This is a genomic window from Ruegeria sp. CDSC079, assembly GCF_059610505.1.
In genome coordinates this window covers 13,788-37,843 of record NZ_JBXWNT010000011.1, presented here as the reverse complement: position 1 = coordinate 37,843, position 24,056 = coordinate 13,788, and the positions used below count along the sequence as shown (strand labels likewise).

General features: G+C 58.1%; 23 protein-coding genes. 9 read left to right on the top strand and 14 right to left on the bottom strand.

All coding sequences use genetic code 11. The features are described 5' to 3' along the window. Positions 1–28: 28 nt before the first annotated feature. Positions 29–1,300: a transcription termination factor Rho gene (rho, locus tag AC2FIC_RS18225; protein ID WP_142637421.1), complete on the bottom strand. Its 1,272-nt coding sequence runs from the start codon at positions 1,298–1,300 to the stop codon at positions 29–31. A 124-nt stretch (positions 1,301–1,424) separates the two neighbouring features. Further along, complete coding sequence (locus AC2FIC_RS18220; protein WP_142637422.1) at positions 1,425–1,874, bottom strand: CopD family protein; 450 nt, start codon at positions 1,872–1,874, stop codon at positions 1,425–1,427. 404 nt (positions 1,875–2,278) lie between these two features. Between AC2FIC_RS18220 and AC2FIC_RS18215 the strand changes: the two genes are divergently transcribed. The 4 genes from AC2FIC_RS18215 to dnaQ are packed head-to-tail and all read left to right on the top strand — an operon-like array spanning position 2,279 to position 5,013. Then, on the top strand, positions 2,279–2,878 hold the full coding sequence (locus AC2FIC_RS18215; protein ID WP_142637605.1) for a Maf family protein: 600 nt from the start codon (positions 2,279–2,281) through the stop codon (positions 2,876–2,878). Then, the gene (locus tag AC2FIC_RS18210) at positions 2,875–3,708 is read left to right on the top strand and encodes a shikimate dehydrogenase (RefSeq protein WP_496692597.1); all 834 of its coding nucleotides are present in this window, start codon (positions 2,875–2,877) and stop codon (positions 3,706–3,708) included. Before AC2FIC_RS18215 ends, AC2FIC_RS18210 begins: the two co-directional genes overlap by 4 nt. After that, entirely contained in the window at positions 3,705–4,298 is a 594-nt protein-coding gene (gene coaE / locus AC2FIC_RS18205; protein WP_496692596.1) for a dephospho-CoA kinase, read from the top strand. Before AC2FIC_RS18210 ends, coaE begins: the two co-directional genes overlap by 4 nt. Continuing rightward, a complete protein-coding gene (gene dnaQ, locus AC2FIC_RS18200) occupies positions 4,291–5,013 on the top strand; it encodes a DNA polymerase III subunit epsilon (RefSeq protein WP_142637428.1) in 723 nt (240 codons plus the stop codon). The genes coaE and dnaQ overlap by 8 nt, the downstream gene beginning before the upstream one ends. 26 nt (positions 5,014–5,039) lie before the next feature. Here dnaQ and secB read toward each other — a convergent pair whose 3' ends face one another. Further along, complete coding sequence (gene secB, locus AC2FIC_RS18195) at positions 5,040–5,537, bottom strand: protein-export chaperone SecB (RefSeq protein WP_142637430.1); 498 nt, start codon at positions 5,535–5,537, stop codon at positions 5,040–5,042. Between the two features lie 54 nt (positions 5,538–5,591). Next, positions 5,592–6,092, bottom strand: a complete 501-nt coding sequence (locus AC2FIC_RS18190; RefSeq protein ID WP_496690198.1) for an FxsA family protein — start codon at positions 6,090–6,092, stop codon at positions 5,592–5,594. Between the two features lie 108 nt (positions 6,093–6,200). Between AC2FIC_RS18190 and AC2FIC_RS18185 the strand changes: the two genes are divergently transcribed. The 3 genes from AC2FIC_RS18185 to AC2FIC_RS18175 are packed head-to-tail and all read left to right on the top strand — an operon-like array spanning position 6,201 to position 8,478. Beyond that, on the top strand, positions 6,201–6,860 hold the full coding sequence (locus AC2FIC_RS18185; RefSeq protein ID WP_142637434.1) for a Tim44/TimA family putative adaptor protein: 660 nt from the start codon (positions 6,201–6,203) through the stop codon (positions 6,858–6,860). Beyond that, positions 6,857–7,891: a murein transglycosylase A gene (mltA, locus tag AC2FIC_RS18180; protein ID WP_496692595.1), complete on the top strand. Its 1,035-nt coding sequence runs from the start codon at positions 6,857–6,859 to the stop codon at positions 7,889–7,891. Before AC2FIC_RS18185 ends, mltA begins: the two co-directional genes overlap by 4 nt. Beyond that, positions 7,891–8,478, top strand: coding sequence for a Smr/MutS family protein (locus AC2FIC_RS18175; RefSeq protein WP_271950630.1), 588 nt, complete (start codon positions 7,891–7,893; stop codon positions 8,476–8,478). Before mltA ends, AC2FIC_RS18175 begins: the two co-directional genes overlap by 1 nt. Here AC2FIC_RS18175 and AC2FIC_RS18170 read toward each other — a convergent pair. The 3 genes from AC2FIC_RS18170 to hslU form a co-directional block, all read right to left on the bottom strand. Next, positions 8,475–9,692, bottom strand: coding sequence for an MFS transporter (locus AC2FIC_RS18170; RefSeq protein WP_271950632.1), 1,218 nt, complete (start codon positions 9,690–9,692; stop codon positions 8,475–8,477). The two genes, AC2FIC_RS18175 and AC2FIC_RS18170, sit on opposite strands and share 4 nt — an antisense overlap. Continuing rightward, the gene (locus AC2FIC_RS18165) at positions 9,692–10,786 is read right to left on the bottom strand and encodes an alpha/beta hydrolase (protein ID WP_496702921.1); all 1,095 of its coding nucleotides are present in this window, start codon (positions 10,784–10,786) and stop codon (positions 9,692–9,694) included. The genes AC2FIC_RS18170 and AC2FIC_RS18165 overlap by 1 nt, the downstream gene beginning before the upstream one ends. 97 nt (positions 10,787–10,883) lie before the next feature. Next, on the bottom strand, positions 10,884–12,191 hold the full coding sequence (gene hslU, locus AC2FIC_RS18160) for an ATP-dependent protease ATPase subunit HslU (protein WP_142637444.1): 1,308 nt from the start codon (positions 12,189–12,191) through the stop codon (positions 10,884–10,886). 180 nt (positions 12,192–12,371) lie between these two features. Between hslU and AC2FIC_RS18155 the strand changes: the two genes are divergently transcribed. Further along, a complete protein-coding gene (locus AC2FIC_RS18155; RefSeq protein ID WP_496692593.1) occupies positions 12,372–13,613 on the top strand; it encodes an MFS transporter in 1,242 nt (413 codons plus the stop codon). Between the two features lie 494 nt (positions 13,614–14,107). On the opposite strand, the gene hslV is transcribed toward AC2FIC_RS18155, so the two are convergent. Further along, a complete protein-coding gene (gene hslV / locus AC2FIC_RS18150) occupies positions 14,108–14,665 on the bottom strand; it encodes an ATP-dependent protease subunit HslV (protein ID WP_496692592.1) in 558 nt (185 codons plus the stop codon). Between the two features lie 198 nt (positions 14,666–14,863). On the opposite strand from hslV, the gene AC2FIC_RS18145 reads away from it, so the two are divergent. Further along, positions 14,864–15,058: a DUF1127 domain-containing protein gene (locus AC2FIC_RS18145; protein WP_142637449.1), complete on the top strand. Its 195-nt coding sequence runs from the start codon at positions 14,864–14,866 to the stop codon at positions 15,056–15,058. A gap of 160 nt (positions 15,059–15,218) precedes the next feature. On the opposite strand, the gene trxA is transcribed toward AC2FIC_RS18145, so the two are convergent. Genes trxA through tsaE form a run of 6 tightly spaced genes read right to left on the bottom strand, consistent with a single transcriptional unit; the run spans position 15,219 to position 24,033 of the window. Next, the gene (gene trxA, locus AC2FIC_RS18140) at positions 15,219–15,539 is read right to left on the bottom strand and encodes a thioredoxin (RefSeq protein WP_271950641.1); all 321 of its coding nucleotides are present in this window, start codon (positions 15,537–15,539) and stop codon (positions 15,219–15,221) included. Positions 15,540–15,599: 60 nt separating this feature from the next. Beyond that, complete coding sequence (addA, locus tag AC2FIC_RS18135) at positions 15,600–18,959, bottom strand: double-strand break repair helicase AddA (protein ID WP_496692591.1); 3,360 nt, start codon at positions 18,957–18,959, stop codon at positions 15,600–15,602. Further along, positions 18,956–21,883 (bottom strand): double-strand break repair protein AddB, encoded by a 2,928-nt coding sequence (addB, locus tag AC2FIC_RS18130; RefSeq protein WP_496692590.1) that lies wholly within the window; start codon positions 21,881–21,883, stop codon positions 18,956–18,958. Before addB ends, addA begins: the two co-directional genes overlap by 4 nt. Next, positions 21,876–22,562 carry a nucleotidyltransferase family protein gene (locus AC2FIC_RS18125; RefSeq protein ID WP_496692589.1) on the bottom strand — a complete coding sequence of 229 codons (687 nt, stop codon included), beginning with the start codon at positions 22,560–22,562 and terminating at the stop codon, positions 21,876–21,878. The genes addB and AC2FIC_RS18125 overlap by 8 nt, the downstream gene beginning before the upstream one ends. After that, positions 22,559–23,563: an aminoglycoside phosphotransferase family protein gene (locus AC2FIC_RS18120; RefSeq protein ID WP_496692588.1), complete on the bottom strand. Its 1,005-nt coding sequence runs from the start codon at positions 23,561–23,563 to the stop codon at positions 22,559–22,561. The genes AC2FIC_RS18125 and AC2FIC_RS18120 overlap by 4 nt, the downstream gene beginning before the upstream one ends. Next, entirely contained in the window at positions 23,560–24,033 is a 474-nt protein-coding gene (tsaE, locus tag AC2FIC_RS18115) for a tRNA (adenosine(37)-N6)-threonylcarbamoyltransferase complex ATPase subunit type 1 TsaE (RefSeq protein ID WP_496692587.1), read from the bottom strand. Before tsaE ends, AC2FIC_RS18120 begins: the two co-directional genes overlap by 4 nt. Between the last annotated feature and the right edge of the window lie 23 nt (positions 24,034–24,056).

Sequence of the window (24,056 nt, the reverse complement as noted above, 5' to 3'; positions counted from 1 at the left end):
ACCGCCTCGCTTGCGTCCAGGACCTGTGTCAGGTGTTCATCGAATCGAAGAACTCGCCATTTGTCTTGGTCTGTTTCAACTTGGACAACAGGAACTCGATCGCATCGGTAGTGCCCATCGGGTTCAGGATACGGCGCAGAACAAAGGTCTTGGCCAGATCACCCTTATCGACCAGCAAATCCTCTTTCCGCGTACCGGATTTGAGGATGTCGATAGCCGGGAACACGCGCTTATCTGCGATCTTACGATCCAGAACAATTTCCGAGTTACCGGTGCCTTTGAATTCTTCGAAGATGACTTCGTCCATCCGGCTGCCGGTATCAATCAGCGCAGTGGCGATGATGGTCAGCGAGCCGCCTTCTTCGATATTCCGTGCCGCACCAAAGAACCGCTTAGGTCGTTGCAGAGCGTTTGCATCTACACCGCCGGTCAAAACCTTACCCGAGGATGGAACCACGGTATTAAATGCCCTACCAAGTCTTGTGATCGAGTCGAGAAGAATAACAACATCTCGTTTATGTTCGACCAAACGCTTGGCTTTTTCGATAACCATCTCAGATACGGCAACGTGGCGGGTGGCGGGTTCATCAAAGGTCGACGACACGACCTCGCCCTTCACCGAACGCTGCATGTCGGTCACCTCTTCCGGCCGCTCGTCGATCAGTAGGACGATCAGATAGCACTCAGGGTGGTTCTTTTCGATCGAGTTCGCAATATTCTGCAGGATCACCGTCTTACCAGTCCGTGGCGGTGCCACAATCAACGACCGCTGACCTTTACCGATCGGCGAAACCAGATCGATGACACGGGCGGACTTGTCCTTGATGGTTGGATCTTCGACTTCCATCTTCAGGCGCTCATCCGGATAAAGCGGTGTCAGGTTGTCGAAAGCAACTTTATGCCTGGCTTTCTCGGGATCTTCGAAATTGATCTTGGTGACCTTGATCAGTGCGAAATACCGTTCGTTCTCGTCCGGCGCCTTGATATCACCTTCGACCGTATCACCGGTGCGCAACGAATGCTGGCGGATCATTTCTGGCGAGACATAGATATCATCAGGACCGGGCAAATAGTTCGCCTCGGGCGAACGCAGGAACCCGAACCCATCTTGCAGAACCTCAAGTACGCCATCGCCGCCCACGGTCCAGCCTTCATCTGCGCGTTCGCGCAGAATCTGGAACATCATCTCGCCTTTTCGCATGGTCGAGGCGTTTTCGATCTCAAGCTCTTCGGCCATCGCCAGAAGGTCTTTGGGGCTTTTGGCTTTCAGATCGGCCAGATTGAGGGATTCATTAGACATGATGATAAGAACCTTGGCCGCATGGATGCGGCTCGGACTGGAATTTCAATACGGAAGATACGCCGCCCGGACGGGCGTGTTACGCGATAAATAAGCACTTACCTACAAAGAGTCAAATAGCTGCTCAGAACTTCAGAACGACCGCCAGAACGATGATAACCATCAAAATAGTGGGCACCTCGTTCATCATGCGATACTGCCGCCCAGTGAGCGTATTTCGGCCCTCTAAGAAGTCCTTTCGACGTACCATCAGCCAGTAGTGGAACCAAGTCATCGCAATCACTGCTGCGCCTTTGACCCAGGGCCAGGCAAAATCCCAGCCGACTATGCCTGGTGTGAATACCATGATCAGGCCGCAGGCCCAGGCCACGTACATCGCCGGGCGCATGATCACCCGCAGCAGCTTTTCTTCCATTTCAAAGAAGATCTCCTGCGCCCCGTCAACGCCTTGGGCTTTTTCTACGTGATAGACGTACAATCTAGGCAGATAGAACAAACCGGCCATCCAAGAGATCACGGCCATGATGTGCAGGGACTTCACCCAAGGATAGATGGTGAAAAGAAGATCAGTCATTCCAGCTCCGGGCGTGGTTTGGATCTCTCCCTATAAAAAAAATAGGAAAAGAGAAAGGATGATGGTTTTGTAGGGAGATCAAATTCCGTGGATTACTTATTTACCCATCTGTTTTCCCCAGGTGGATAGTTTCACCCGAGAACTGGGTGTTTCTGTTGATTTCATAAAAAACTACAATAAAACAATATGTTATGAATATGTAATGCGTAGACTTCCGGGGATAACTTGATGAATAAGCTGGGATATCCCGCTTGTCCCGATGTTCAAAGTTATCCTTGTCCAGACTGGACAGGGTTCGGGCGACTCATAGAAGTTTTTCGCGAAAACACCGGGCTTGCGTGTCAACAGGAAAACCATACAAACCATCCTTGAACGATCAACCATTTGCTCAGGGGGTTTTCCACATTTCTGTCCCCATCATATTGGCCTCGGGGTCATCCATTCGTGCGCAGTTGCTAGAGAATGCGGGCGTGCGGTTTACCGTTCAAACTGCACGCGTGGACGAAGAGACCGCCAAACGGGCTTTGCTGGCCGAAGAGGCATCTCCACGTGATATTGCCGATACTCTGGCAGAGATGAAAGCCCGCAAGGTCAGCGACAAGGTGCCGGGGCCGATGGTTCTGGGATGTGATCAGGTGCTGGATTTCGAAGGTCAGCTTTTGTCCAAACCGCAATCGCCCGAGGATGCGCTGGCGCAGCTCAAAGCGATGCGGGGCAAGCGGCATATGCTGTTATCCGCAGCCGTCATCTATCAGAATGGCGAGCCGATCTGGCGACATGTAGGTCAGGTGCGCCTGCGGATGAGGATGAGTTCGGACGCCTATCTACGCGACTATGTTGCGCGCAACTGGGACAGCATCCGCCACGCAGTCGGGGCCTATAAGCTTGAGGAAGAAGGCGTGCGGCTGTTCGCAACCATTGACGGTGACTATTTTAACGTTTTGGGTATGCCCCTATTGGAGCTGTTGAATTTTCTGGCGGTCAAAGGGGTGATTGATCAATGAGTGGCAAGCAGATCCCGCTGGCGGGTGTGATCGGGCATCCGATTTCCCATTCGAAATCCCCAATACTGCATGGCCATTGGCTGAAAACTTATGGCCTGGCCGGTCACTATATCCCCATGGATGTCGCACCGGATGATCTTGAGGCTGTTCTACGAACTTTGCCCAAAGCCGGATTTGTCGGGGCCAACATCACAGTGCCCCATAAAGAGGTGGCCTTGGATCTGGCGGATACGGCTTCGGACCGGGCCAAGCAGATCGGGGCTGCTAATACGCTTGTGTTTCAGCCCGACGGTTCGATCCATGCGGATAACACCGATGGGTACGGGTTCATGCAGAACCTGCGCAGCGGCGCCCCAGATTGGATTCCAGCGGATGGTCCCGCGGTTGTCTTTGGTGCCGGAGGCGCCGCGCGTGCTGTTCTTCAAGCGTTGGTCGATGCAGGTGTGCCCGAGATTTTCTTGACCAATCGGACGCGCACACGTGCAGATCGCCTGAAGGAAGAGTTTGGTACGACCATAACGGTGGTGGATTGGTTGAAAGCGGGCAACGTGGTTGAAGATGCGGAACTTGTGGTCAACACAAGTTCGCTTGGGATGCACGGCCAGCCCGAGCTGCGGGTGCCTCTGGACGGGTTACAGCCCGGTGCCATAGTCACCGATCTGGTCTATGCGCCACTTAAGACACGCTTGCTGGAAACAGCAGAACAGGCGGGATGCACACCCGTAGATGGCCTTGGCATGTTGTTGCATCAGGCCGTACCTGGATTTGAAAGCTGGTTTGGGGTGCGCCCTGAAGTCACTTCTGATTTGCGTGCTGCGGTACTGGGATGAGCTTTGCACTTGGCCTGACCGGTTCTATAGGCATGGGAAAAAGCACAACTGCCAGCATGTTCGTCGACGAAGGCTGTGCGTTGTGGGACGCAGATGCCGCCGTGCATCGGCTATACGCGCGTGGCGGGACAGCGATCAAGCCGATGCGTAGGGCGTTTCCTGAGGCCATTATCGACGGCGCGGTTAGCCGGGAAGTATTGAAACGGTTCATTTCGGCAGACCCAGCGGCGCTGAAAGCGATTGAGGCCATTGTTCACCCGCTGGTGGCGGCGGATCGAGCGGCGTTCCGGGAACAAGCCACCGCAGATATTCTGGTTTTCGATATTCCCCTGCTATTTGAAACCGATGGAGATGCGGCGATGGATGCAGTCGCCTGTGTCTCGGTCCCGGCTGACGAGCAGAAACGCCGCGTGATGGCGCGCGGTACCATGACCGAGGCGCAGTTCGAGCAGATCAAAGCCAAGCAGATGCCGAATGACGAAAAATGCGCGCGGTCTGATTTTGTGATCGTCACGGACAGTCTGGACCACGCCCGCGCGCAAGTGCAGGATGTGGTCAGACAGATACGGGCAGGGCTGACAGATGCGTGAGATCGTACTCGATACAGAAACCACAGGCTTTGATCCTGAAAGCGGCGACCGGATTGTGGAAATCGGTGCGGTTGAGCTTTGGAATCACGTCGCCACGGGCGAAACCTATCACGTCTATATCAACCCTCAACGGTTCATGCCCGAAGAGGCGTTTGGCGTGCACGGCATTGGCCCCGACCTGCTGGAACCACCCCGCCCGGTGGAAAAAGGTCAGGTCACGCTTAAGGACAAGCCGGTTTTTGCCAAGGTTGGTCAGGGGTTTCGGGATTTTGTCGCGGATTCGAAACTGGTGATCCACAACGCGTCATTCGACATGAAGTTTCTGAATGCCGAGCTGGGCTGGATGGGACTGCCGCCGATCCCGATGGATCAGGCACTGGACACGCTGGCGATTGCGCGCAAACGGTTTCCGGGCTCGCCCGCCTCGCTGGATGCATTGTGCCGGCGGTTCAACATAGACAACTCGAACCGGATCTTGCACGGGGCGTTGCTTGACTCTGAAATTCTGGCTGAGGTCTATCTTGAGCTGATCGGCGGACGTCAGCCAGATTTCGGGCTTTCGACCTCTGTGTCGTCTTCCGCTGGCGGAGCAGAAGAGTGGCGGCCATCGCCGCGCAAAGATGCCTTGCCGTCCCGGATCACCCAAGACGAGCGCGCGGCGCATGAGAAATTTATTGATAAACTGGGCGAAAACGCCCTTTGGTCCCGCGCCTGAGGTCACTCCGGCGCGGGGAGGCCTGATTAGGCCTGAGTCTTTTGCGTCTCGGCCTGGCGACGCATCAATTCATTCCGGTACAGGCTGACAAAATCAATATTGTCCAGGTTAACCGGCGGGTATCCTCCATCGCGCGTGATGTCGCTGACGATGCGGCGCAGGAACGGGAACAGCATGCGCGGGCATTCGATCATCAGGAACGGATGCAGCTGGTCTTCGGCGACACCTTCCACATGGAACAGGCCGCAATAATCCAGCTCGCACAGGAACAGGATGTCTTCCATGCCCTTGGCTTTGGATTTGAGGTTCAGCTTGATCGACACCTCGTATTGATGCTCAGCCGGGCGCTTTTTGGCGTCCAGATTGACCTGAACCGCGATCTCGGGCTGGACATCGCCAGACACGCCTTTTTGCGCCATCACGTTTTCAAAGGACATATCGCGAATGAATTGTCCCAGAACGCGCATCTGGATCTGGGGTGCGGTCTGGGCCGCGGTGTTTTCTTGGGCGCCGTCTTCGGCCATGGGTCTACTCCGAAACTGAAATTCGCCACTGCTTAGCAAGTTGGGCGAGGCACCTCAATGCTGGTGCGGCCCTTCGACCCATTTCGATGGCTTTGACGGGTTCTGACGGGGGCGAACCTCGGTGTATTCACCGTCGATCACATCGCCCTGGGTCGATGCTTGGGGCTCGGTCCTGAACTGCGTCCCGCCGCCCATCTGAAACTGCGTGATTGTGACCTTCGAGCGGAGATAACGGAATACAGAGACCCGGACGCCAGGGATTAACAGCGCAAATCCAACGGCATCGGTGAAAAACCCCGGTGTCAGCAGCAAGACACCAGACAGCAAGATCATCGCGCCATGGGCCAAAGGTTCGGTCGGGTCGTCAAGCTCTGCAAAGGATCGTTGCAGGTTTTCCAACGCCATGCGACCTTGTGTCCGCACCAAGGCGGTACCCAGAACGGCCGTTAGAACCACGATCGCAAGGGTTGGCCACAGTCCGATTAGCCCACCAACCTGAATGAACAGGCCGATTTCGATGATCGGAACAAGTAAAAAAGCCAGGAACAGGTACATTTGCATTATCCTTTACTGCAGGTCGGGCGGTAGACTTGTCCCGAACTGTCACCTACATAGTGGCAAGAGGCCGTGTATACAAAGTCGCGGTCTGACCAAGAGGATGAAATGAACGAACCAATGATCCAGTTGCTGGTCCTGGCCGGAATTGCCGTTTTCCTGATCCTGCGCCTGAAAAGCGTACTGGGTACACGTGAGGGTTTTGAGAAACCCCCGCTTCAACAACAGTCCGAAGCCAATAAGTCGCGCCGTGATTTTGAGGTGATTGAGGGTGGGCCAGATCACGACATTACCGATCACGTGCCCGAGGACAGCGAACAGGCGCAGACCCTATCCGCTATGAAACGGATCGAGCCGGGCTTTTCGGTGGGTGAATTTGTTCAGGGCTCTCGCGGCGCTTATGAGATGATCGTCATGGGGTTCGAAAAGGGCAATCTGGATGAAATCCAGCCCTTCCTGTCGGAAGAGGTATTTGAAACCTTTGTTTCGGTCGTTGCCGCGCGCGAGGATCAGGGGCTGACCATCGAGGCCGAATTTATCGGTGTGCGCGAAACCACACTGGCAGATGTGAGCTTTGACAAGGATACCAACCAGGCCGAAATCACCATGAAATTTGTTGGTGAGCTGACTTCGGCCGTGCGGGATCGTGGTGGCGATATCATCGAGGGCAACCCAAACACGGTTAAACGTCAAAAGGACAGCTGGACCTTTGCCCGCGTTATGGGCTCGGACGATCCGAACTGGCTGCTTGTTGCCACGGACGCATGATTGCAGCGTTTCGGTCGCTTTTCCTGGTGGCTGTCATGACCACCTCTGCCAGTGCCGAGGTGACACGATCCATACTGTCCTATGATGACCTGAATGGTTGGGCCGCCGATGATCACGGGGCGGCCCTTTCGGTTTTTCTGAACACGTGCGGTGATCTGGATGATCCGGACTGGCAGGCATTGTGCGGCGTGGCACGCACCTATAAGCCCGATGCGGCCCGGTCATTTTTTGAGCTGTTCTTCCGTCCCGTTCTGGTCGAAGACGGGAAGGATGGCCTGTTCACAGGCTATTTTGAACCCGAACTGGACGGGTCCAAAACCAGATCGGAGCGGTATAAATACCCGATCTATAAAATGCCTCCTGAGGCGCGCGGAGCCGAAAAATGGTTATCCCGTCGCGATCTGCTGACCGGTGATGTCATGCAGGGCCGCGGTCTTGAAATCGCCTGGGTGGACGACCCAGTCGAGCTGTTCTTTCTGCAGATTCAGGGTTCAGGTCGTATCCGGTTGCCCGATGGGAAGGCGCTGCGGGTCGGTTATGGGGGTGCCAACGGGCATCCTTATCGTTCGATCGGGTCCGAACTGATCCGGCGCGGTGCCCTGGGTGCGCATCAGGTCAGTGCGCAGATGATCAAATCCTGGGTCCGCAAGAATCCCGAGGCGGGTACCGAATTGCTGTTTCACAACCCGTCTTATGTGTTCTTCCGCGAGGTGAATCGTGTTGCACCCGAATTTGGCCCTCTGGGTGCGATGAACCGTTCGGTCACCACCATGCGCAGCATTGCCGCCGATCCGGTATACACACCGCTGGGTGCTCCAGTCTGGGTCGAAAAGGATGGCAAGGACCCTTTGCGCAGGCTGATGATCGCTCAGGATACCGGGTCGGCCATCAAGGGCGCACAACGGGCTGATATTTTCTTTGGAACCGGCGATGCCGCTGGGGCCGCAGCGGGGCGCCTGAAAGATCCGGGTCGCATGGTGGTTCTGCTGCCGATTCAGCGCGCATATGCTCTTTTACCGGACGAGTTCTGATGTCGCGCCGCAAATTGACCCCTGACGAAATGGATCTGTGGCGCAAGGTGACCAAACAGGCAGATCGCCTGCATCCCGAACTCCCGCAGTCGGTGCACCCCACCTCATTGCCCAAGCCGAAACCGACAAAGACATTTAAGCCCCGGATCGAGGCGTTTGAAGTCGGGCAGAACGCGGCTGGCAGGGGTGTGCGGCATGTGTTGAAACCATCCGTTACCGAAGGGTTACGCGCCAACCCGGTGCAAATGGACAGCAAGGCTTTTGCCCGGATGAAACGTGGCAAGCTCCGGCCCGAGGGCAAGTTGGACCTGCATGGCTTGCGGATGGACACGGCCTATCCGGCGCTGGTGCGCTTTGTGCTGACGGCGCAGGCTTCGGGCAAGCGTCTGGTTCTGGTGGTGACGGGAAAGGGCAAGGACCGGGATGAGCCCGGCCCCATCCCCACTCCGCGCGGCGTCTTGCGTAATCAGGTACCGCAATGGCTGTCACTGCCGCCCTTGGCACAGGCTGTGATGCAGGTGACGCCCGCGCATATCAGCCATGGTGGCGACGGGGCCTATTACGTCTATCTGCGTCGCAGTCGCTAAAGCGTGCGTGCGGCGCGGCTGATTCCAATCCAGGTCAGCAGACAAACCAGCAGGAAGAAGACGCCGATCCACAGGAACTGCGTGTCCAGCGGAACCCCCTGATCAATCAACACGCCGGTCAGTCCGGGGCCAATCGCCGACCCAAGGACCATGACCGCAGTGGCCATGGCCTTGATCGCGCCAATATGACGGGTTCCATAGAATTCCGCCCAGAACGCACTGGGCAAGGTGCTGTTTGCGCCGACGGTAAGCCCCAGAAAGACCAATGCAGCAACCGCACCCCCAATCGAGGTGCTTGCAGCCGCCAACATGAAGCCGATAGCTATTGGCACCTGATAGAAGGGCATCATTCGGGCGGTTCCCCATTTATCCAGTGCCCATCCCGCGACAAACATCGAGATCAGGGAAACACCTGTGTAGACGGGAAACAGCGCCACCAACTCGATATGTTGCCAGCCTTTGACCTCGGCCAGATGGACCTGATGAAAGAAGAATGCGGTGATAAAGGCAGAAGGACCCAGCAAGGCGGGGGCCATGAACCAGAACAACGGGTTCAGCAAAGCGTCGGTGCGTGTCCAGTGCCGCCCCTGCATACCTGCTGCTGAGTACTCGCTGGCCAGACTTTGCGGTGTGCGCTCTTGCCGAAGCAAGCGCAGCAGAATCGGAATGCCGGCCACACAAATACCTGCCGAGATGATCCAGAGCAGGCGCCAATCCAAAAACACCATCGCAGCGACAAAGATTACCGGCAAAAGCGCTTCGCCAACCGCAAATCCGACCGAGGCGATCGACAAGGCCTTGCCGCGCGTTGTGGTAAACCAACGCGCCATCGCGACCAAGGCAAGATGGGTGCTCATCCCTTGCCCGAACAGGCGCAACAGGAAGATCACCAGCGGTAGCAGGATCAGCCAGCGGTTCAACGCCATCGCTAGCGCCGCCACGGCTAGCCCAGCCAGGACAGCGGGGCCGAGCACACGCACCCGGAAGATATCCGTAAGCCCGCCCGCCCAGATCATGATGATGGCGGATGCGGTCGTACCCAGCGAATAGATCCCACCCCAGGCTCCATGGCTCAACCCGAACGTCGCACGAATTTCGCCGGAAAAGATCGAGATGAAGAACGTTTGCCCAAAACAGGACAGAAAAGTCAGCAGAACTCCGGCGCCAAGCCATGAGGCATTTGCTTTCAGATAATGCCCCAGGTGAAAGGACATTACGGAGAGCTGACCTTGGCCTGCCCGGTCTCGGTCAGCTCAATCTCGGTCGCCCCGGTCGGGTTGCGGACCTCGGCGGGGGCGATCACGTCAATTCCGCGTTGCCTGCCAAAGGTGCTGCTGACTCGCCGCGCGGAATTGATGATCGCAAGAAGCGCCGGAGAGGTTGCGGCCACAAAATGAGAAGACCCGGCATCGCTGTTGAAGGCGGTCGTATCCAGAATACTGATCTTATATTCGGACAGCGCATCGGCCGAGCTGATATTTCCCAGACGTTCGCTTTTGGCGGTACCGCGCAGGCGTGCGGATATACTCAGCAGCCTGTCTTTGCGTGAGATCATCACAATGAACGGGTCAGGCAGCGTTTTGATGCTGTCCATCTGCGACCGGAACAGATCGACATCCAGATCCGGTGCGATCAGAACAACCCCTTCGATATTCCGATGCGACCAGCCCGGTTCGCGCAGCTCGGCCTGCCGCATCATCTCCATCGTCAGGGCGGTGCCCATGGAATGCGCCACAAGGATAACCCGATCGACCCCCATTGATTTCAGCTGGCGAACAGTTTGTTCCAGACCATCACGGGCGAACAGCATGCTGTCGATGTCATAGGCATAGCCATAACCCGTTGCCTGGCTTGGCCAGGAATAGACCATGGTTTCACCCGGTATTTCCAGATCATGTTCCAACTGCGCGGCGCGGAACACTGTTTCCGACTGGGTCGTGTTATAGCCGTGGATAAAGATCGAAACCTCGTCCACACCTCTTAGTCGCGAGGCAAGGCCCTGGGGTCCAGCAAGCTCGTCTTCATCAGCCATCACGAACTGATTTTCCGGGTCCGGGTCGGCATAGGAAAAATCCAATGTCCCGGGTGTGTGATTGGGTGGAATCGAGACCGTCATCTCGAGAAACTGCAGCTGATCGCTGCGGCGGTACCCATAGGATCCGTCCGCTTCGCGCGCGCGGGTGGTTGCTGCGTAAATGGTTTTGGGCGTGCCAATCTCCAGTGCCGAGGGCACGGTTTGAGATACGGTCCGGTCGACACATGCGGCTAGCGTTGCCGCAGTCAGGACAAAAATAATATAGCGCAGCACCTGTCGCCCCCTAAGGAATTTGCGCACACGCTACTCTATTCTGATCCCAGGTCCAGCGGGGTCAATGACACGGACCGGCAAAAACCGGCTGGAGATATTACAGAACGTAACGGCTGAGGTCCGTAGACTTTGTCAGCTCACCCAGATTGTCGTCAACGAACTGTGCATTCACGGTGATTTCCAAACCGGCCTGATCGGGGGCTGTGAAAGACAATTCCTCGAATACGCGCTCCATCACGGTGTAAAGCCGACGTGCACCGATATTCTCGACGCTTTGGTTCACATCCGCTGCGATTTTCGCCAGGGCTGCGATGCCGTCCTCGGTAAAGCTGACCGTGACATCCTCGGTGCCCATCAAGGCAGTGTACTGGCGGGTCAGCGCGTTGTCTGTCTCGGTCAGGATGCGGACGAAATCCTCTTCGGTCAGTGCGCGCAGCTCGACACGGATCGGCAGGCGCCCCTGCAGTTCCGGCAACAGGTCGGATGGTTTGGCAATATGAAACGCGCCTGAGGCAATGAAAAGAATGTGGTCGGTTTTGACCGGCCCATGCTTGGTGGAGACGGTTGTGCCTTCGATCAGAGGCAACAGGTCACGCTGCACCCCCTCTCGGCTGACATCACCGCCGCGTGCGTCCGAACGGGCGCAAACCTTGTCGATCTCGTCCAGAAACACGATGCCGTTCTGTTCAACCGATTCCAGCGCCGCGCGGTTTACGGTTTCGTCATCCAACAGTTTGTCGGCCTCTTCTCCGATCAGCATGTCATAGCTTTCGGCGACGGTCAGGCGTTTCTTGACGGTGCGCCCGCCAAAGGCCTTGCCGAAAATATCGCCCAAATTCATCATCCCCATCTGACTGCCGGGTTGGCCAGGGATATCGAACATCGGCATCTGGCTTGAGGTATCCGTCAGTTCCAGCTCGATCACTGTGTCGTCCAGCTCTCCGGATTTGAGCTTTTTGCGGAACATCTCGCGGGTGCCCTCACGTGCGTCTTCCCCGGCAATGGCAGTAATCACCCGGTCTTCGGCGGCCTGATGGGCCTTGGCTTTGACGTCCTCACGCATGAATTCACGGGTCTGCAGGATCGCGGCATCGGCCAGATCACGCACGATCTGTTCCACATCGCGGCCAACATATCCAACCTCGGTGAATTTGGTGGCCTCGACCTTGATGAAGGGTGCGCGGGCCAACTTGGCCAAACGCCGGCTGATCTCAGTCTTGCCAACGCCGGTGGGGCCGATCATCAGGATATTCTTGGGATAAACCTCATCCCGGATGTCATCAGCCAGTTGCTTGCGCCGCCAGCGATTACGCAGCGCCACGGCGACCGCGCGCTTGGCATCCTTCTGCCCGATGATAAAGCGATCCAGTTCCGAGACAATCTCGCGCGGGGTCAGGTCGGTCACGGGGGCAGTCCTTTCGGTCGGCATAAGTTGGCTGCGGTCTAGGTAATCACCGCAACGGCGAAAACAACAGCGGCAGCGTTGGTTAGCAACGCCCCACCCGGTTTGCAAATGCTTTCCATAGGTAAAGCGCCCGGCCTCTGGTACAGTGATTTCAAAGCGTTGAGGGCCTGGAGCGCGGAAATGACCAAGATTGCCAAGATCACCCTGCTGTTTGTCGTGTTTGTCGACCTGATCGGGCAAGGGTTGGTCTTTCCGATCATCAACTCATTGATCATGGAGACGAAATCGGGGTTCCTGCCTGAAAACACGGCCATGGGCACCCGGCATTTCTACTACGGCTTGGTGATTGGCTGTTTCTTTCTGTCCTGGTTTCTGGGCGTGGTCTATGTCTCTAAGGTTTCAGATTCCATTGGTCGCAAGAACGCGCTGTTAGTGTGTCTGGGAGGGGCATTGATAGGTTATGCGCTGACCATCACTGCGCTGTATCTCAACAGCCTTTTGCTGTTGATTGTCGGCCGGTCGATCACCGGGTTCACAGCTGGCAACCAGCCTATCGCGCAGGCGGCAATGATTGACGGCAGCACCGATGCCGCTGACCGCGACCGCAACATGGGCTATATCGTGACAGGTGTCAGCTTTGGCCTGGTTGGCGGTCCCATTATTGGCGCGGTCCTGTCGGACTCGGCCCTGCTGGGCAGCGCGGCGACGCTGAAAACGCCATTCTACGGCGCCTTTGTTCTGGTGTTGATCGCCATTTTCCTTGTCGCCGCGTATTTCAAGGATACCCGGACCGAGCGTGAGCCCTTTGTCTTTCGCCCCCGCGATATCACCGACAGCCTGATAGCGGTGCGCGAACATCCGATGGTTCTGAAAATCATGCCGGTCTATGGCCTGTTCATGATCGCCAATGTGACCTTCTATGTGTTTGTCGACAACTTCCTGACCAGCGCATTTGGATACGGGGTCATCGGCGGCAGCATGGCCATGGTCGTCATTGGGGTTGCGCTGGCCTTTTCCAGCACCTTCCTGGTCAAACCTGCGCAGGAACGGTTCAGCAAACACCAGATCATCTATGTCTCACTGGTTGTGATGGTGATCAGCGGCCTAGGTTTCGCCTTCAGCCCCAGCGGTGTGCTGAGCTATGTCCCGGTCTTTTTCTTCTATTTCTTCTTTGGCGTCTCATACCCGACACTGCTGGGCCTGTTTTCCTCCAGTGTCAGCGACACCGATCAAGGCTGGGTCATGGGGGTGACGACGGCTGTCTTCTGTTTGGCCGGGGGCGTCATGTCCCTGATCGGCGGCGGGTTGATGAGTATCGACATCCGCCTGCCCTATTACATCGTGATCGTCGCGGCGATACTGGGGCTGATCGGCATGCATCGGCGCTGGAAATCCAAGGAAATCTCGGCTCTATTGGCTTAGACGGATATTGTCCACGATTGAGAGCAGGGAAGATGAAGGTAATCCAATCCCTCAGGATTACGGGCGCGGCACTATTGATTGGGCTGTTGGCCACGGGCCCATTGCCTTCGCAGCAGGTGGCGCCGCCGCCGCCGTTTCTGGCAGATTCCTCTGATCTAGGCGGTCACGTTGTCAACAAGCGGGCAGCACACGAAAGTTCGAGTACAGTTTTGGGGCCGAGGAAACCGCCTGGTTCCCAATCCGGCCAATTTATGGGGCGCAAGTTTGATCCACTTGAGTCTGTTGGCCCAAATCTTGGAGCGCGATCTGGGCAATTCATGGGTCGCAGTTTTTACCCACTTGAGTCTGTTGGTCCAAATCTCGGCGCGCGGTCTGGGCAATTCATGGGTCGGCTAGGGTCTTCTCGGCAGATAAACCTGCCGGGTCCGAATATTGGCGCCCGGTCGGGAACGATTCTGGGGCCAAAACTGCCGTCGAAAAGGTAAGCAGCCGGATTAGCCGCCGATCTTCTCAACCGTGAGATTGCCATTGGTATAGACGCAGATATCGGCGGCGATGGCCATGGCTTCGCGGGCGACTTGTTCCGCCGGTTTGTCGCCATCCATCATCGCGCGCGCCGCCGCCAGGGCAAAATTGCCACCCGATCCGATGGCAGCCACGTTGTGTTCCGGCTCCAGCACATCCCCTGCCCCGGTGATCACCAGCAGATCGGTGCCATCGGTGACGATCAACATCGCCTCAAGCTTTTGCAGGTATTTGTCGGTGCGCCAGTCCTTGGCCAGCTCTACCGAGGCGCGGGCCAGTTGACCGGGCGTGGCCTCAAGCTTGGTTTCCAGCCGCTCCAACAGGGTAAAGGCATCGGCGGTTGATCCGGCGAAACCAGCGACAACTTCGAACCCGCCGGGTGATAGGCGGCGTACCTTGCGCGCGGTCCCTTTGATCACGGTCTGGCCCAAGCTGACTTGCCCGTCTCCGGCAATGACCACCTGCCCGCCTTTTTTGACGCCAATAATGGTTGTGCCGTGCCAACCGGGAAAGTCGCTGTCTGCCATGGGGGCCTCCGTTTTCGCCTGCTGTTCTATATGGGCCGGTCTCATCCGCAGCGCAACAGTTCACAACTTGCTTATAAGATATGCAAAAAACGCAAATCGGGGCTGTAAAACCAGCAATTGTGGGACTCAGTTGAAAATCCTACATGAGGCTCACAACCGACAACGGGTCGGCTGTTTCTGTTTATAAGGAATGCGCAAATGGCAACTACCGCAAATATCCATGCGCCGCTCGGAGCAGCTACCATTCTGCATGTAGTGGACGCGTTTTTTGGCGCTTTTGAAAAAGCCGCCGATTGGAATGAATCCCGCAAAACTCGCAATGCCCTGTCGGCTCTCAGTGATGAACAGCTGGACGATATCGGCCTGTGCCGCGCGGATATCACCACCCTCTGATCCACGAGAATTCGTGAATTCAAGATAAGCCGCCCGGGTCTGGGCGGCTTTTTCTGCGCAGCTTTTTCCAGTCAGACAATTCAGCCGGAAGCGCTTTGCCCCAGATACGAAAAAAGGCGCCCCGAATAAGGCGCCTTCAAACGTTGTTTCCCGAACCGGATCAGAGCGCTTCTTCGATCCAGCTTTGCAGCGCGGCTTTCGGTGCGGCGCCTGCGCGGTTCGAAACGACCTGACCATCCTTGAAGATGAACAGCGCCGGGATGCCACGTACGCCCATGGCGGCGGCAGAGTTCGGGTTGCTGTCTACATCGACTTTGGCGATCTTGACCTTGTCGCCATATTCAGCCGCCAACTCTTCCAGAGCGGGTCCGATCTGTTTACAGGGGCCACACCATTCGGCCCAGAAATCGACAACTACGGGGATGTCGGAATTCTTGACTTCGGCGTCAAAAGTATCGTCGGTAACAGCTACGGTCGACATATTCTGTCTCCTGAATGGGGAATGCTTGGTCACTGAAACTAGGTGTCGGGTATGCCAAGGTCAAGGCGTCAGCGCACGGGTCAGCGCAGCTTTCACCAGATCGTGTGACAGCCACATCAGCTGGGCTGTTCGGGTCCACAGAATTGCAGTTCTGACTTCGCGGTCTGGATAGATCTGCGACAATGAATCAGCATAGGCACCCATCTGTCGCAGCAGTCCTTCGGGGCAGGTTGCTGCATTGTCTGGAACTGTCATATTAGATTTAAAATCAATTACTTGGACGTCCGTTTCAGTGACGATCAGCCGGTCAATGACACCATGGATACGCCGCCCGCCCAGATCGGCCGTTACCGGGACTTCGGCCAAGGTATCGGGGGCGAACACTGCCTTCAGGTGATCCGCCGTTAACACATTTTGCGCCTCGGCCAGCAATCCTTGCCGCTCGGCCTCACGCATATCGGGAAGAACCCGTGCGCAAAGCTGCGGCCAGTTCTCAGGAAGGACCCGCGGCAAATGCTCCAGCAGCAGGTGCAGGCGGGTGCCGCGCAGCTTGGCGGCCTCTTCATCCTGGCCCATGTCCCCGGGCAAGGCTTTGGCCCCGCCCAGATCAGACGGGCTGAGGGTTTCCGGCGCCGCATCAACCGCGGGGGCGGAATTCAGGAAGGTCGGCGGCAATTCGCTGTGGGCATGAACGGCGCCTGTGTGTTCGATAAATTCCGGATCATGCCAATCTCCGTGCGACAAGCGCAGGATCTCACTGTTGGGCAGAGCTGTTGCCCCTGCCCGCGCCATAGCCGCCTGCACCAGTTGATACCAACTGGTTCCGTCCTTGCCGACATCCCCTGCCGCACCTACGATTAGCCACTTCTCTGCACGGGTCAGCGCCACGTATAATAGGCGCAACCGTTCATTCTCTTCCCGTTCGCGCGCCTCGGCTCGCGCCTGCGCGATCAGCGCCGGGGACGCGTCTGCCGGTACTTTCCATAGTGGCTTAGCATCCGTCACCATGATCTCGGCATCGCGCGGGGCTTGCCGTCTGCCGGTATCCGGCAGGATCACGATGGGGGCTTCCAACCCTTTCGATCCGTGCACGGTCATCACGCGGATCATGTTGCCGACACCGCTCATCTGCCGTTTGATTTCCAGATCGTCGGTCTGCATCCAGACCAGAAAGCCGGTCAGGCTGGGAATGTCGGTACGTTCATAGGCCAGCGCCTGGGACAACAGCGCGTTGATACCGTCTTCGGCCTCGGGGCCCAGCCGCCCCAACAGCAGGCGCCGCCCGTGATGACGGGTCAGAATCCGCTCGATCAGGTCATAGGGGCGCAGAAAGTCGATCTGACCGCGTAGGTCGTTCAGAATTGTCAGCGTATCGGGAAACTCATCGGCCCGATTGCGCAGCGCCGCCCACAGGAATTGTTCTTGCCGCCGATGCGCCAGATCAAAAAGCTGCTGTTCTGACCATCCAAACAGAGGAGATTTCAGTACCGTGGCCAGCGACAGGCTGTCCTCGGGCGTGGCCAAAAAGCTCAGCAGAGCGGCCAGGTCCTTGACCGCAAGCTCGGCTCCGACCTTCAACCGGTCAGCCCCTGCAATCGGCAGTTCGGCAGCCTTGCAGGCGCGGATGATCTCAGCAAACAGGTCCGAGCGGCGCTGGACGAGGATCAGAAAATCCCCCGGCTGTACCTTTCGCCGGACGAAACTGCCCGGTACCTCGCCATCTTCGGGGATGGTTTCCCCCTGTTCGATCATATCCCTGATCGACTGTGCAACCTGCTCGGCCAGAACAACGGTATGGTGGCGCGCTCCAGGGCGGTCCACCGGGTCGGTCCATTCGGTATCTTCCTCGTCTTTGACTTTTTCGACCACCGGCCATAGGTCGACGCGCCCTGGCAGATCGGACTTGAAGGCGCGGTGCTGGCTTTCTTTGTGAAACCCGGCCTCGGCATGGTTTTCGAACAGGATATCGACCAGAGTCAGAATGGCGCTGGAGGATCGGAACGAGTACTCCAGCGTGGAATCCCACAGTTTAGAGCCTGATTCTGCCAGTTTCCGCCCAAACTCGGCCTGCATCCGGTCAAAGGCCTGAGGGTCGGCGCCTTGAAAGGAATAGATCGACTGTTTCTTGTCACCCACCACGAAAATAGTGCGCTCAATCCCGGACCGGGCCCCCTCCCCGCTGGTGAATTCCTGCGCCAGTTTTTCGACGACGTCCCATTGGTCCGGGCTGGTGTCCTGCGCCTCATCGACAAGGATATGGTCAATCCCGCCGTCCAGCCGGTACAATACCCAAGACGCTACCGCCGGGTCGTTCAGTACGTTTCGGGCGCGCAAGATCAGGTCGTCAAAGTCCAGCCAGCCACGCAGTTGTTTGCGCCGCTCATATTCCGGCAGAAAGGCCATTGCGAACCGGTGAAGTACCAGCGTTTTACGGGCCGCAACCAGTGCAAGCCGCTGTTCACGCGCGGCTTCGATGCGCAACATCAACGCCTCTAGCTGTGGCATCTGACCCGCCAGAACACCTTCGCGCAGGGGTTTGGTCGGGAAAGCGTTAATCTTGGCGGTAAACGGGTCCTTGGCCGCCTTTCCGGTCAGAAATACATCTTCAAGCACCGGCAGCGCACCGATTTCGGCGCGGGTGAAGGCCGCAAGCCTGGTGGCTGCCTTGGCGTTGTTCCCGCCGCTTTCGGTCAGTGCGGGCAGGACGCTGCGGACAAGTTCGGCCTCGCCCCCCAAAAACACCTGACCCAGCAAGAGCTGTTCGTCAAAACCGGCGGGCAGATTGAATTGCTGCAAAACCTGCGACCAATCGACGGTCTGCGCAAACAGATTGCGCTTTTGCGTGATGGCGGCGGTCAGCTTGTCGAACCCTGTGTCAGTCACAAAACGGGCGACATCGCCGATCAGATTGGCCATCGGCCCTTGGGCAAAATCCTCGACGATTTCTTCGCGCAGCAAGGCGGCGGCCCGATCCTCCATCTCGGTGAATTGAGGGCTCACTCCGGCCTCAAGTGGGAAACGGCGCAGTAGCGAGGCGCAGAAAGAGTGGATGGTCTGAATTTTCAGCCCGCCGGGCGTTTCGATCGCACGGGCAAACAATGTGCGGGCCTGCGCCAGGCGGTCCGGGTCAATCGCGCCCTGAACGCCCAGATCGGTCAACTGCGCCAATAGCGGTGCATCCCCCAGCATGGCCCACTCACCGAGGCGTTTGAACAACCGGTTTTGCATCTCGCTGGCTGCAGCCTTGGTGTAAGTCAGGCAGAGGATGTGTTGCGGCTGCACCCCGTCCAGCAACAGCCGCGCCACCCGATCGGTCAGAACCCGCGTTTTGCCAGATCCCGCATTTGCCGCCAGCCAGGTCGAGGCATCGGGTCGTGCGGCCTGCACCTGCCGTTCGGTGGCGTCGTTGCGGGCGCTCATTTCAGGTCCTCGGGGGCGCTGTTGCTGGTTCGGTCCCACTCACCGAAACGTGCCAGATGATCATAGTCCCCGATATCGGTATCCTTGTGCAGCATGCGGCGCGAGGTGAAGCCTTGATCAGGCTCTAAATAAGAGGAAATCAGCTGTTTCAGCTCAGCCAGGACCTTGTCGACCGGCTCTTTGGTCAGAGGCGCGGGTATCTCTTTATAGGTGCCGCCCATGCCGACAAAAATTGCTTCGGCCACAGGCAGCGGGTCAAACCCTTCGATCCCGCCCTGCTCGGCCATTGCGGCTTCGATCAGCAACTGTTTGTCAAACTTGGCCTGCTGGCTTTCGGTCGGAGGCGCACCGGTTTTATAGTCGACCAGCCGCAGCGCCCCGCGGCTGTTCAGGTCAATGCGGTCGGCGCGCCCGACTATGGTGAAATCCAGCGGACTGAGCGCCAGTTTCATCGCGGCCTCAAAAGCCACAGGCCCACCATCGCTGCGCCGGGTGTTCTCGGCCCGCAGGAAATCATCCGCAATCCGTTCCAGCCGCGCGAGCCATAATTTGCGCGCTGTGGGCCATGGGACATGCTGGACCAGCAGGCTTTCGGCGCGTTTCAGGAAGCTTTCGCGTGTCAGCAAGGCCGTGTCCAACACGCTGTCCTTCACGAACTGCTCCAAAATCTCATGGATTACAATCCCGCGCAGCAGCGCATCCGGGGCCTGAACCAAAGGGTCCAGAGGTTTCAACCGCAGCACATGTTTGGCGTAGATCGCATAAGGATCACGGATCAGGCGCTTGATCTCGGTGACGCTCAGGCGGCGCGGGCGCGACCCGACCGGAGGGCGCGGAGATGGGCGCGGTGCCGCCTTGATTTCTGGAGCGTATTCAAGTTGTTCGGACCATCCCAGATATTGCCGCCCTCGGCCGCGCATTTCTGCAAGGGCGGCTTGGCCACCCTGTTCTGCCAGGCCACTCAAGAGGTTGGTTAACCGATTCAACCAGCGGGAAGGAACGGTTTCGGCATCGTCGGACCGGGTCGACCGGGTCAGCCAGACCTCGGGCGCGCCGATAGCCTGCTGAAAGTCATGTGCCGACAGGCCAATGCGCCGCTCTGGCAGCAACAGCCCGGCCTTATCGCGCATCTGCCGGTTCAGCCAGGGATCAGGCGCGGGCGCCTCGGGCCAGCTGCCCTCGTTCAAACCGCCAAGGATTAGCAAATCCGCGCCCTGCACCCGGGCCTCGAGTGTGCCCCAGATCATGATCCGGGGGTGTGGCGCGTCGCGGTCGCGGACTTCTTCTCCGGCCAGCAAAGCACCCAGCAGATCGGCAAAGTCATGGGCGGTCATGGTGCCGCCATGCTGAGCCTCATTTCGCAGCTCGGTCACAACCGCCAGGGCCTTTTGACCGGCGTTCTTGTCCCACAAAGTGCCGGGATCGTCAGTGTGACCGGCGGAAATGGCCTGAGCCAACCCGCAGAGGCGATCGACCCAATCCGCCAGCGGCAGCTCATCATCGATTTGCTGTTCGCAGAAATGCTGCACCAACCACTGGACCCAGCCTTCGGGCACCTCTTTGCGGATGGCAAATGCCGTCAGGCTGGCGGCATCCGGGAAAGGCGGCCCGTGGCGGCGCAGGTCCAGTTCCAGATCGCGCGTGTGCAACAGATGAGAACCACGCTCGCCCCCGTCATGGCAGAGCGGATGTTTCAGCAGGGTCAACAGCGCTTCGCCGTCCAATCGACGCGCGAACAGGGCCGCGACATGGCGCAGGAACCGTCCGGGTGGGGACAGCTGCAGCGGCAGGCCAGCACTGTCATCGGGCAGGATGCTCCACCGGTCCAGCGCAGCGCTGACCTGACGAGTCAGCATGCGGTCGGGGGTGATCAGAGCGGCGGTCTGGCCGGTTTCAGCCGCCTCTCGCATGCGGAGTGCTATGGCCAGGGCCTCGGCCCGGGGGGACTGCGCCTCGACCAGGGTCAGGTCCTTGGTTGCACCATGCAGATCGGTCAGTTGTGGACCTTCGGACATCCATGCATCCGTGATCGGGGCAGGGCGTAACGCAAGCGATATCAGTTTGTTACGGGCGGGTGAGGGTGGATTGTCCTGGGTCCAGGCTGTGATTTGATCCGGGTTCTGCCCAAGCTGGTTCATCAGCTTCCGGAACCGGTATTGCGGGTGATCCTCAGAGGTTAACGCCGCATCCAGCTGAGCCCAAACCTGATCGGGCTGGTCAAAGTCAAAACCCGGCAGGATCAATGCGCCCTGCGGCAGGCAGGCAACGGCTTGCATCAGCATCAGTGTCGTTCCCCGTGACCCCGTCGAGCCGGCAAGAATGACCGGGTGCTGAGGTGGATCCGCTCGCCAATGTTCGATTAGGTTCTCGACCACGCGGCGCTGCCGGGCCTGCGTGTCCAGGATGTCGTCTTCTGTGTCGATGAACTGATCCGCAATCCCGATAAACGCCTGCGCGCGGGCCCAATGCCCAGACATGTCGCCGACATCCAGCCGCCGGATCGCTTCGGGTGAAACGCCTTCGCCCTGCATCTCATCTATCAATGCGGCCAGACTGTCTGATAGGTCAAACAAAGACGAGCGCGCCGCCAGATCCGGTTGTTGATCCAGCAGCTTCGAGACCAGCTGCGTCAATTCCAGCCGCCGTCGCAGAGGCGGAATGGCGGGCGGAATCTGCGCCAGATTCACGCTTTCACCCAGATCGGTCACCAGTGACAGACGCGGCAACAAACAGGCCGGGCCTTGGTCGAACAGGTCGCGCACCCTGCGGGCCATGCGCCGCGTGTTCACAACCAGCTCTGCGCGGGCCAAAGCCTCGGGTGGGAGGGCAGAACAGCGATTTCTGAGTCCTTGAACCAGCGCCTGTGGAAAATCCGCGCCCGGAGGTACGGCAAAGACGCGGGGCAGGGTTGAGGGGTCAAACATCCGCCAACAGACCTTCGGCCAGGGCGATCCCTTCGGGATGGCCAACATCGCACCAGCGGCCGGGATAGGTCAAGGCAAACAACCCATCATTCTTCTGCATCCGATCCCAAAGCAGGTTTAGCGAAAACGCTTTGTCTGGGATCTCGGCCAATCCGCCCGTTTTCGTGATCTGCGCGCCGCCATAGATCAAACCGGGGCCACGCGTGATCCGGCCCGACTCATCTGCGGTAAAATCCCCGGCCCCGGCATGGCCGATCGCCTGCGCGGTTGGGATGCACATGAGCAACGCGTCCATCAAATCAGGATTCCAGGCGGCCCGCAGCATTGTCAGCGGGTTCGGGCCGGACCATATGGCATCTGAATTCAACGTGAACACTGAATCAGACCCTAATAAGGGCAAAGCTGCCCGTAATCCGCCCCCAGTATCCAGAATGTCGGGCTGTTCGTGTGAAACAAGTACGTCTTTCGGTGCCAAATGCGTCTCAAGCTGACCCGGCAGATAGTGCAGGTTGGCCACTTTGCGAACCGGTCCAAGCGCGTCAACCAAATCAAGCGCGTGGTCGATCAGCGGGCGCCCGGCTACCTCGATCAGCGGCTTGGGGCGGTTCAGGGTCAGGGTGCCCATGCGGGTGCCGAACCCGGCTGCGAACAGCATGACGGCATTGGGGGGCTGGGTCATCTCTGTCTGAGCCTGTTCAGGTTTTCGGGTGTTGGCGCGGGCAGAGCCGCGCGCAGCAGGTCGGCAACATTCACTAGCGCCGGGTGATCCAGATCCCGCATCAGATGGCCCCACGCAGCCGGGATCAAATCGACATAATGGGGTTTGCCATACTCGGTCGCAAGCCGGGTAAACACACCAAGAATCCGCAGATTTCGCTGAGCCCCCAGCACGGCATAGGCACTGCGGAAATCATGATCGTTGATGCCCGTAGCCGAGATATAGTGGCTGACCATCCGCATTTCCGTACCCGGCGTCACTTTGCGGCGCACATCCTGGAGCAAAGACACCAGATCATAGGCAGGATGGCCCAGCATGGCGGTCTGAAAATCCAGTAATCCAACGCGCTCAACCCCTTGGCGGTCAGGGAGCCAGATCAGGTTTTCTGCGTGGTAATCCCTTTGGACAACAACTTTGGTGCCGGATGTTTCTTGATGCAGGATATCAGCAAATCGGTGTTCGAACCGATCCTGCGCATCCTGGTCATAATTGCCAAGAACCCCTTGGGCGTATTTGGTGAAGGATAAGGCCGCCAGCTCGGTCATCAGTGCCGGGCCGTAAGATTGCAGCGACAGGGTCGGGGCCTCGTGCAACGTGATCAGAACATCTGTCGCCGCCTCGTATAATTCCCGCTCCATATCGGGATGTTTGACCAGAACCCGCGCGAACAGGTCATCGCCAAGGTCTTCCAGAAGAAGAAACCCATATTGCGTGTCTTCGGCGTAGATCTGTGGGGCGCTTAGCCCGATAGATTGTAAATGCCGGGCCATCCGTACGAAGGCTTCGACCGGTTCCGCCTGGCCCGGGGGCGAATCCATCAGAACAGCGGACTTGCCCGTGACCGGGTCGGTCAGGCGCTCGTACCGGCGGTTCGAGGCATCCCCCGCCAAAGGCTCTCGGTGGGCCTTGGACCACGGCGTGTGTGAAATCAGGGCTTCGGCAAGGACGGCGCGGTTTGTCATTCGCTGACCTCCAGTTTTTGAGCCCATTTTTCGTAGGTCCATGTGAGGGTGATGTGGCGCATATCCAGCATGTCCGGGTCTGTTTCAAATGTCATGGTCAGGGCAGAACCGGGTGTCAGCGGGCCCAGTTTCTCGGGCCACTCAATCAGGCAGATCGCTTGTTCCATCGCCTCGGCCAGCCCAAGCTCTTCGACTTCCTCCACCGCGCTCAGCCGGTATAGATCGCAGTGCCAGATCTCACCTTTACGGGTGTCATAGACCTGAACCAGCGTGAATGTGGGCGAGGGCACATCCTCGGATCGGGTCATCAGTGACTGGATCAGACTACGCGCAAAATGGGTCTTACCGGTTCCGATCTCACCCTGCAGCAGCAGGATGTCGCCCGGATGCAGAATTGCGCCCAGCCGACTGGCAAATTTGGTCGTATCTTCGGGCGAATTCAGGGTGATCCTGAGGGGTGGTAACGTCATGGCGCCACAATGGCCCCACGCTG

Coding starts and splice junctions, on each gene's coding strand:
- rho (WP_142637421.1), bottom strand. CDS start 1,300: ATGTCTAATGAATCCCTCAATCTGGCCGATCTGAAAGCCAAAAGCCCC.
- AC2FIC_RS18220 (WP_142637422.1), bottom strand. CDS start 1,874: ATGACTGATCTTCTTTTCACCATCTATCCTTGGGTGAAGTCCCTGCAC.
- AC2FIC_RS18210 (WP_496692597.1), top strand. CDS start 2,875: ATGAGTGGCAAGCAGATCCCGCTGGCGGGTGTGATCGGGCATCCGATT.
- coaE (WP_496692596.1), top strand. CDS start 3,705: ATGAGCTTTGCACTTGGCCTGACCGGTTCTATAGGCATGGGAAAAAGC.
- dnaQ (WP_142637428.1), top strand. CDS start 4,291: ATGCGTGAGATCGTACTCGATACAGAAACCACAGGCTTTGATCCTGAA.
- secB (WP_142637430.1), bottom strand. CDS start 5,537: ATGGCCGAAGACGGCGCCCAAGAAAACACCGCGGCCCAGACCGCACCC.
- AC2FIC_RS18190 (WP_496690198.1), bottom strand. CDS start 6,092: ATGTACCTGTTCCTGGCTTTTTTACTTGTTCCGATCATCGAAATCGGC.
- AC2FIC_RS18185 (WP_142637434.1), top strand. CDS start 6,201: ATGAACGAACCAATGATCCAGTTGCTGGTCCTGGCCGGAATTGCCGTT.
- mltA (WP_496692595.1), top strand. CDS start 6,857: ATGATTGCAGCGTTTCGGTCGCTTTTCCTGGTGGCTGTCATGACCACC.
- AC2FIC_RS18175 (WP_271950630.1), top strand. CDS start 7,891: ATGTCGCGCCGCAAATTGACCCCTGACGAAATGGATCTGTGGCGCAAG.
- AC2FIC_RS18170 (WP_271950632.1), bottom strand. CDS start 9,692: ATGTCCTTTCACCTGGGGCATTATCTGAAAGCAAATGCCTCATGGCTT.
- AC2FIC_RS18155 (WP_496692593.1), top strand. CDS start 12,372: ATGACCAAGATTGCCAAGATCACCCTGCTGTTTGTCGTGTTTGTCGAC.
- hslV (WP_496692592.1), bottom strand. CDS start 14,665: ATGGCAGACAGCGACTTTCCCGGTTGGCACGGCACAACCATTATTGGC.
- AC2FIC_RS18145 (WP_142637449.1), top strand. CDS start 14,864: ATGGCAACTACCGCAAATATCCATGCGCCGCTCGGAGCAGCTACCATT.
- trxA (WP_271950641.1), bottom strand. CDS start 15,539: ATGTCGACCGTAGCTGTTACCGACGATACTTTTGACGCCGAAGTCAAG.
- addA (WP_496692591.1), bottom strand. CDS start 18,959: ATGAGCGCCCGCAACGACGCCACCGAACGGCAGGTGCAGGCCGCACGA.
- addB (WP_496692590.1), bottom strand. CDS start 21,883: ATGTTTGACCCCTCAACCCTGCCCCGCGTCTTTGCCGTACCTCCGGGC.
- AC2FIC_RS18125 (WP_496692589.1), bottom strand. CDS start 22,562: ATGACCCAGCCCCCCAATGCCGTCATGCTGTTCGCAGCCGGGTTCGGC.
- AC2FIC_RS18120 (WP_496692588.1), bottom strand. CDS start 23,563: ATGACAAACCGCGCCGTCCTTGCCGAAGCCCTGATTTCACACACGCCG.
- tsaE (WP_496692587.1), bottom strand. CDS start 24,033: ATGACGTTACCACCCCTCAGGATCACCCTGAATTCGCCCGAAGATACG.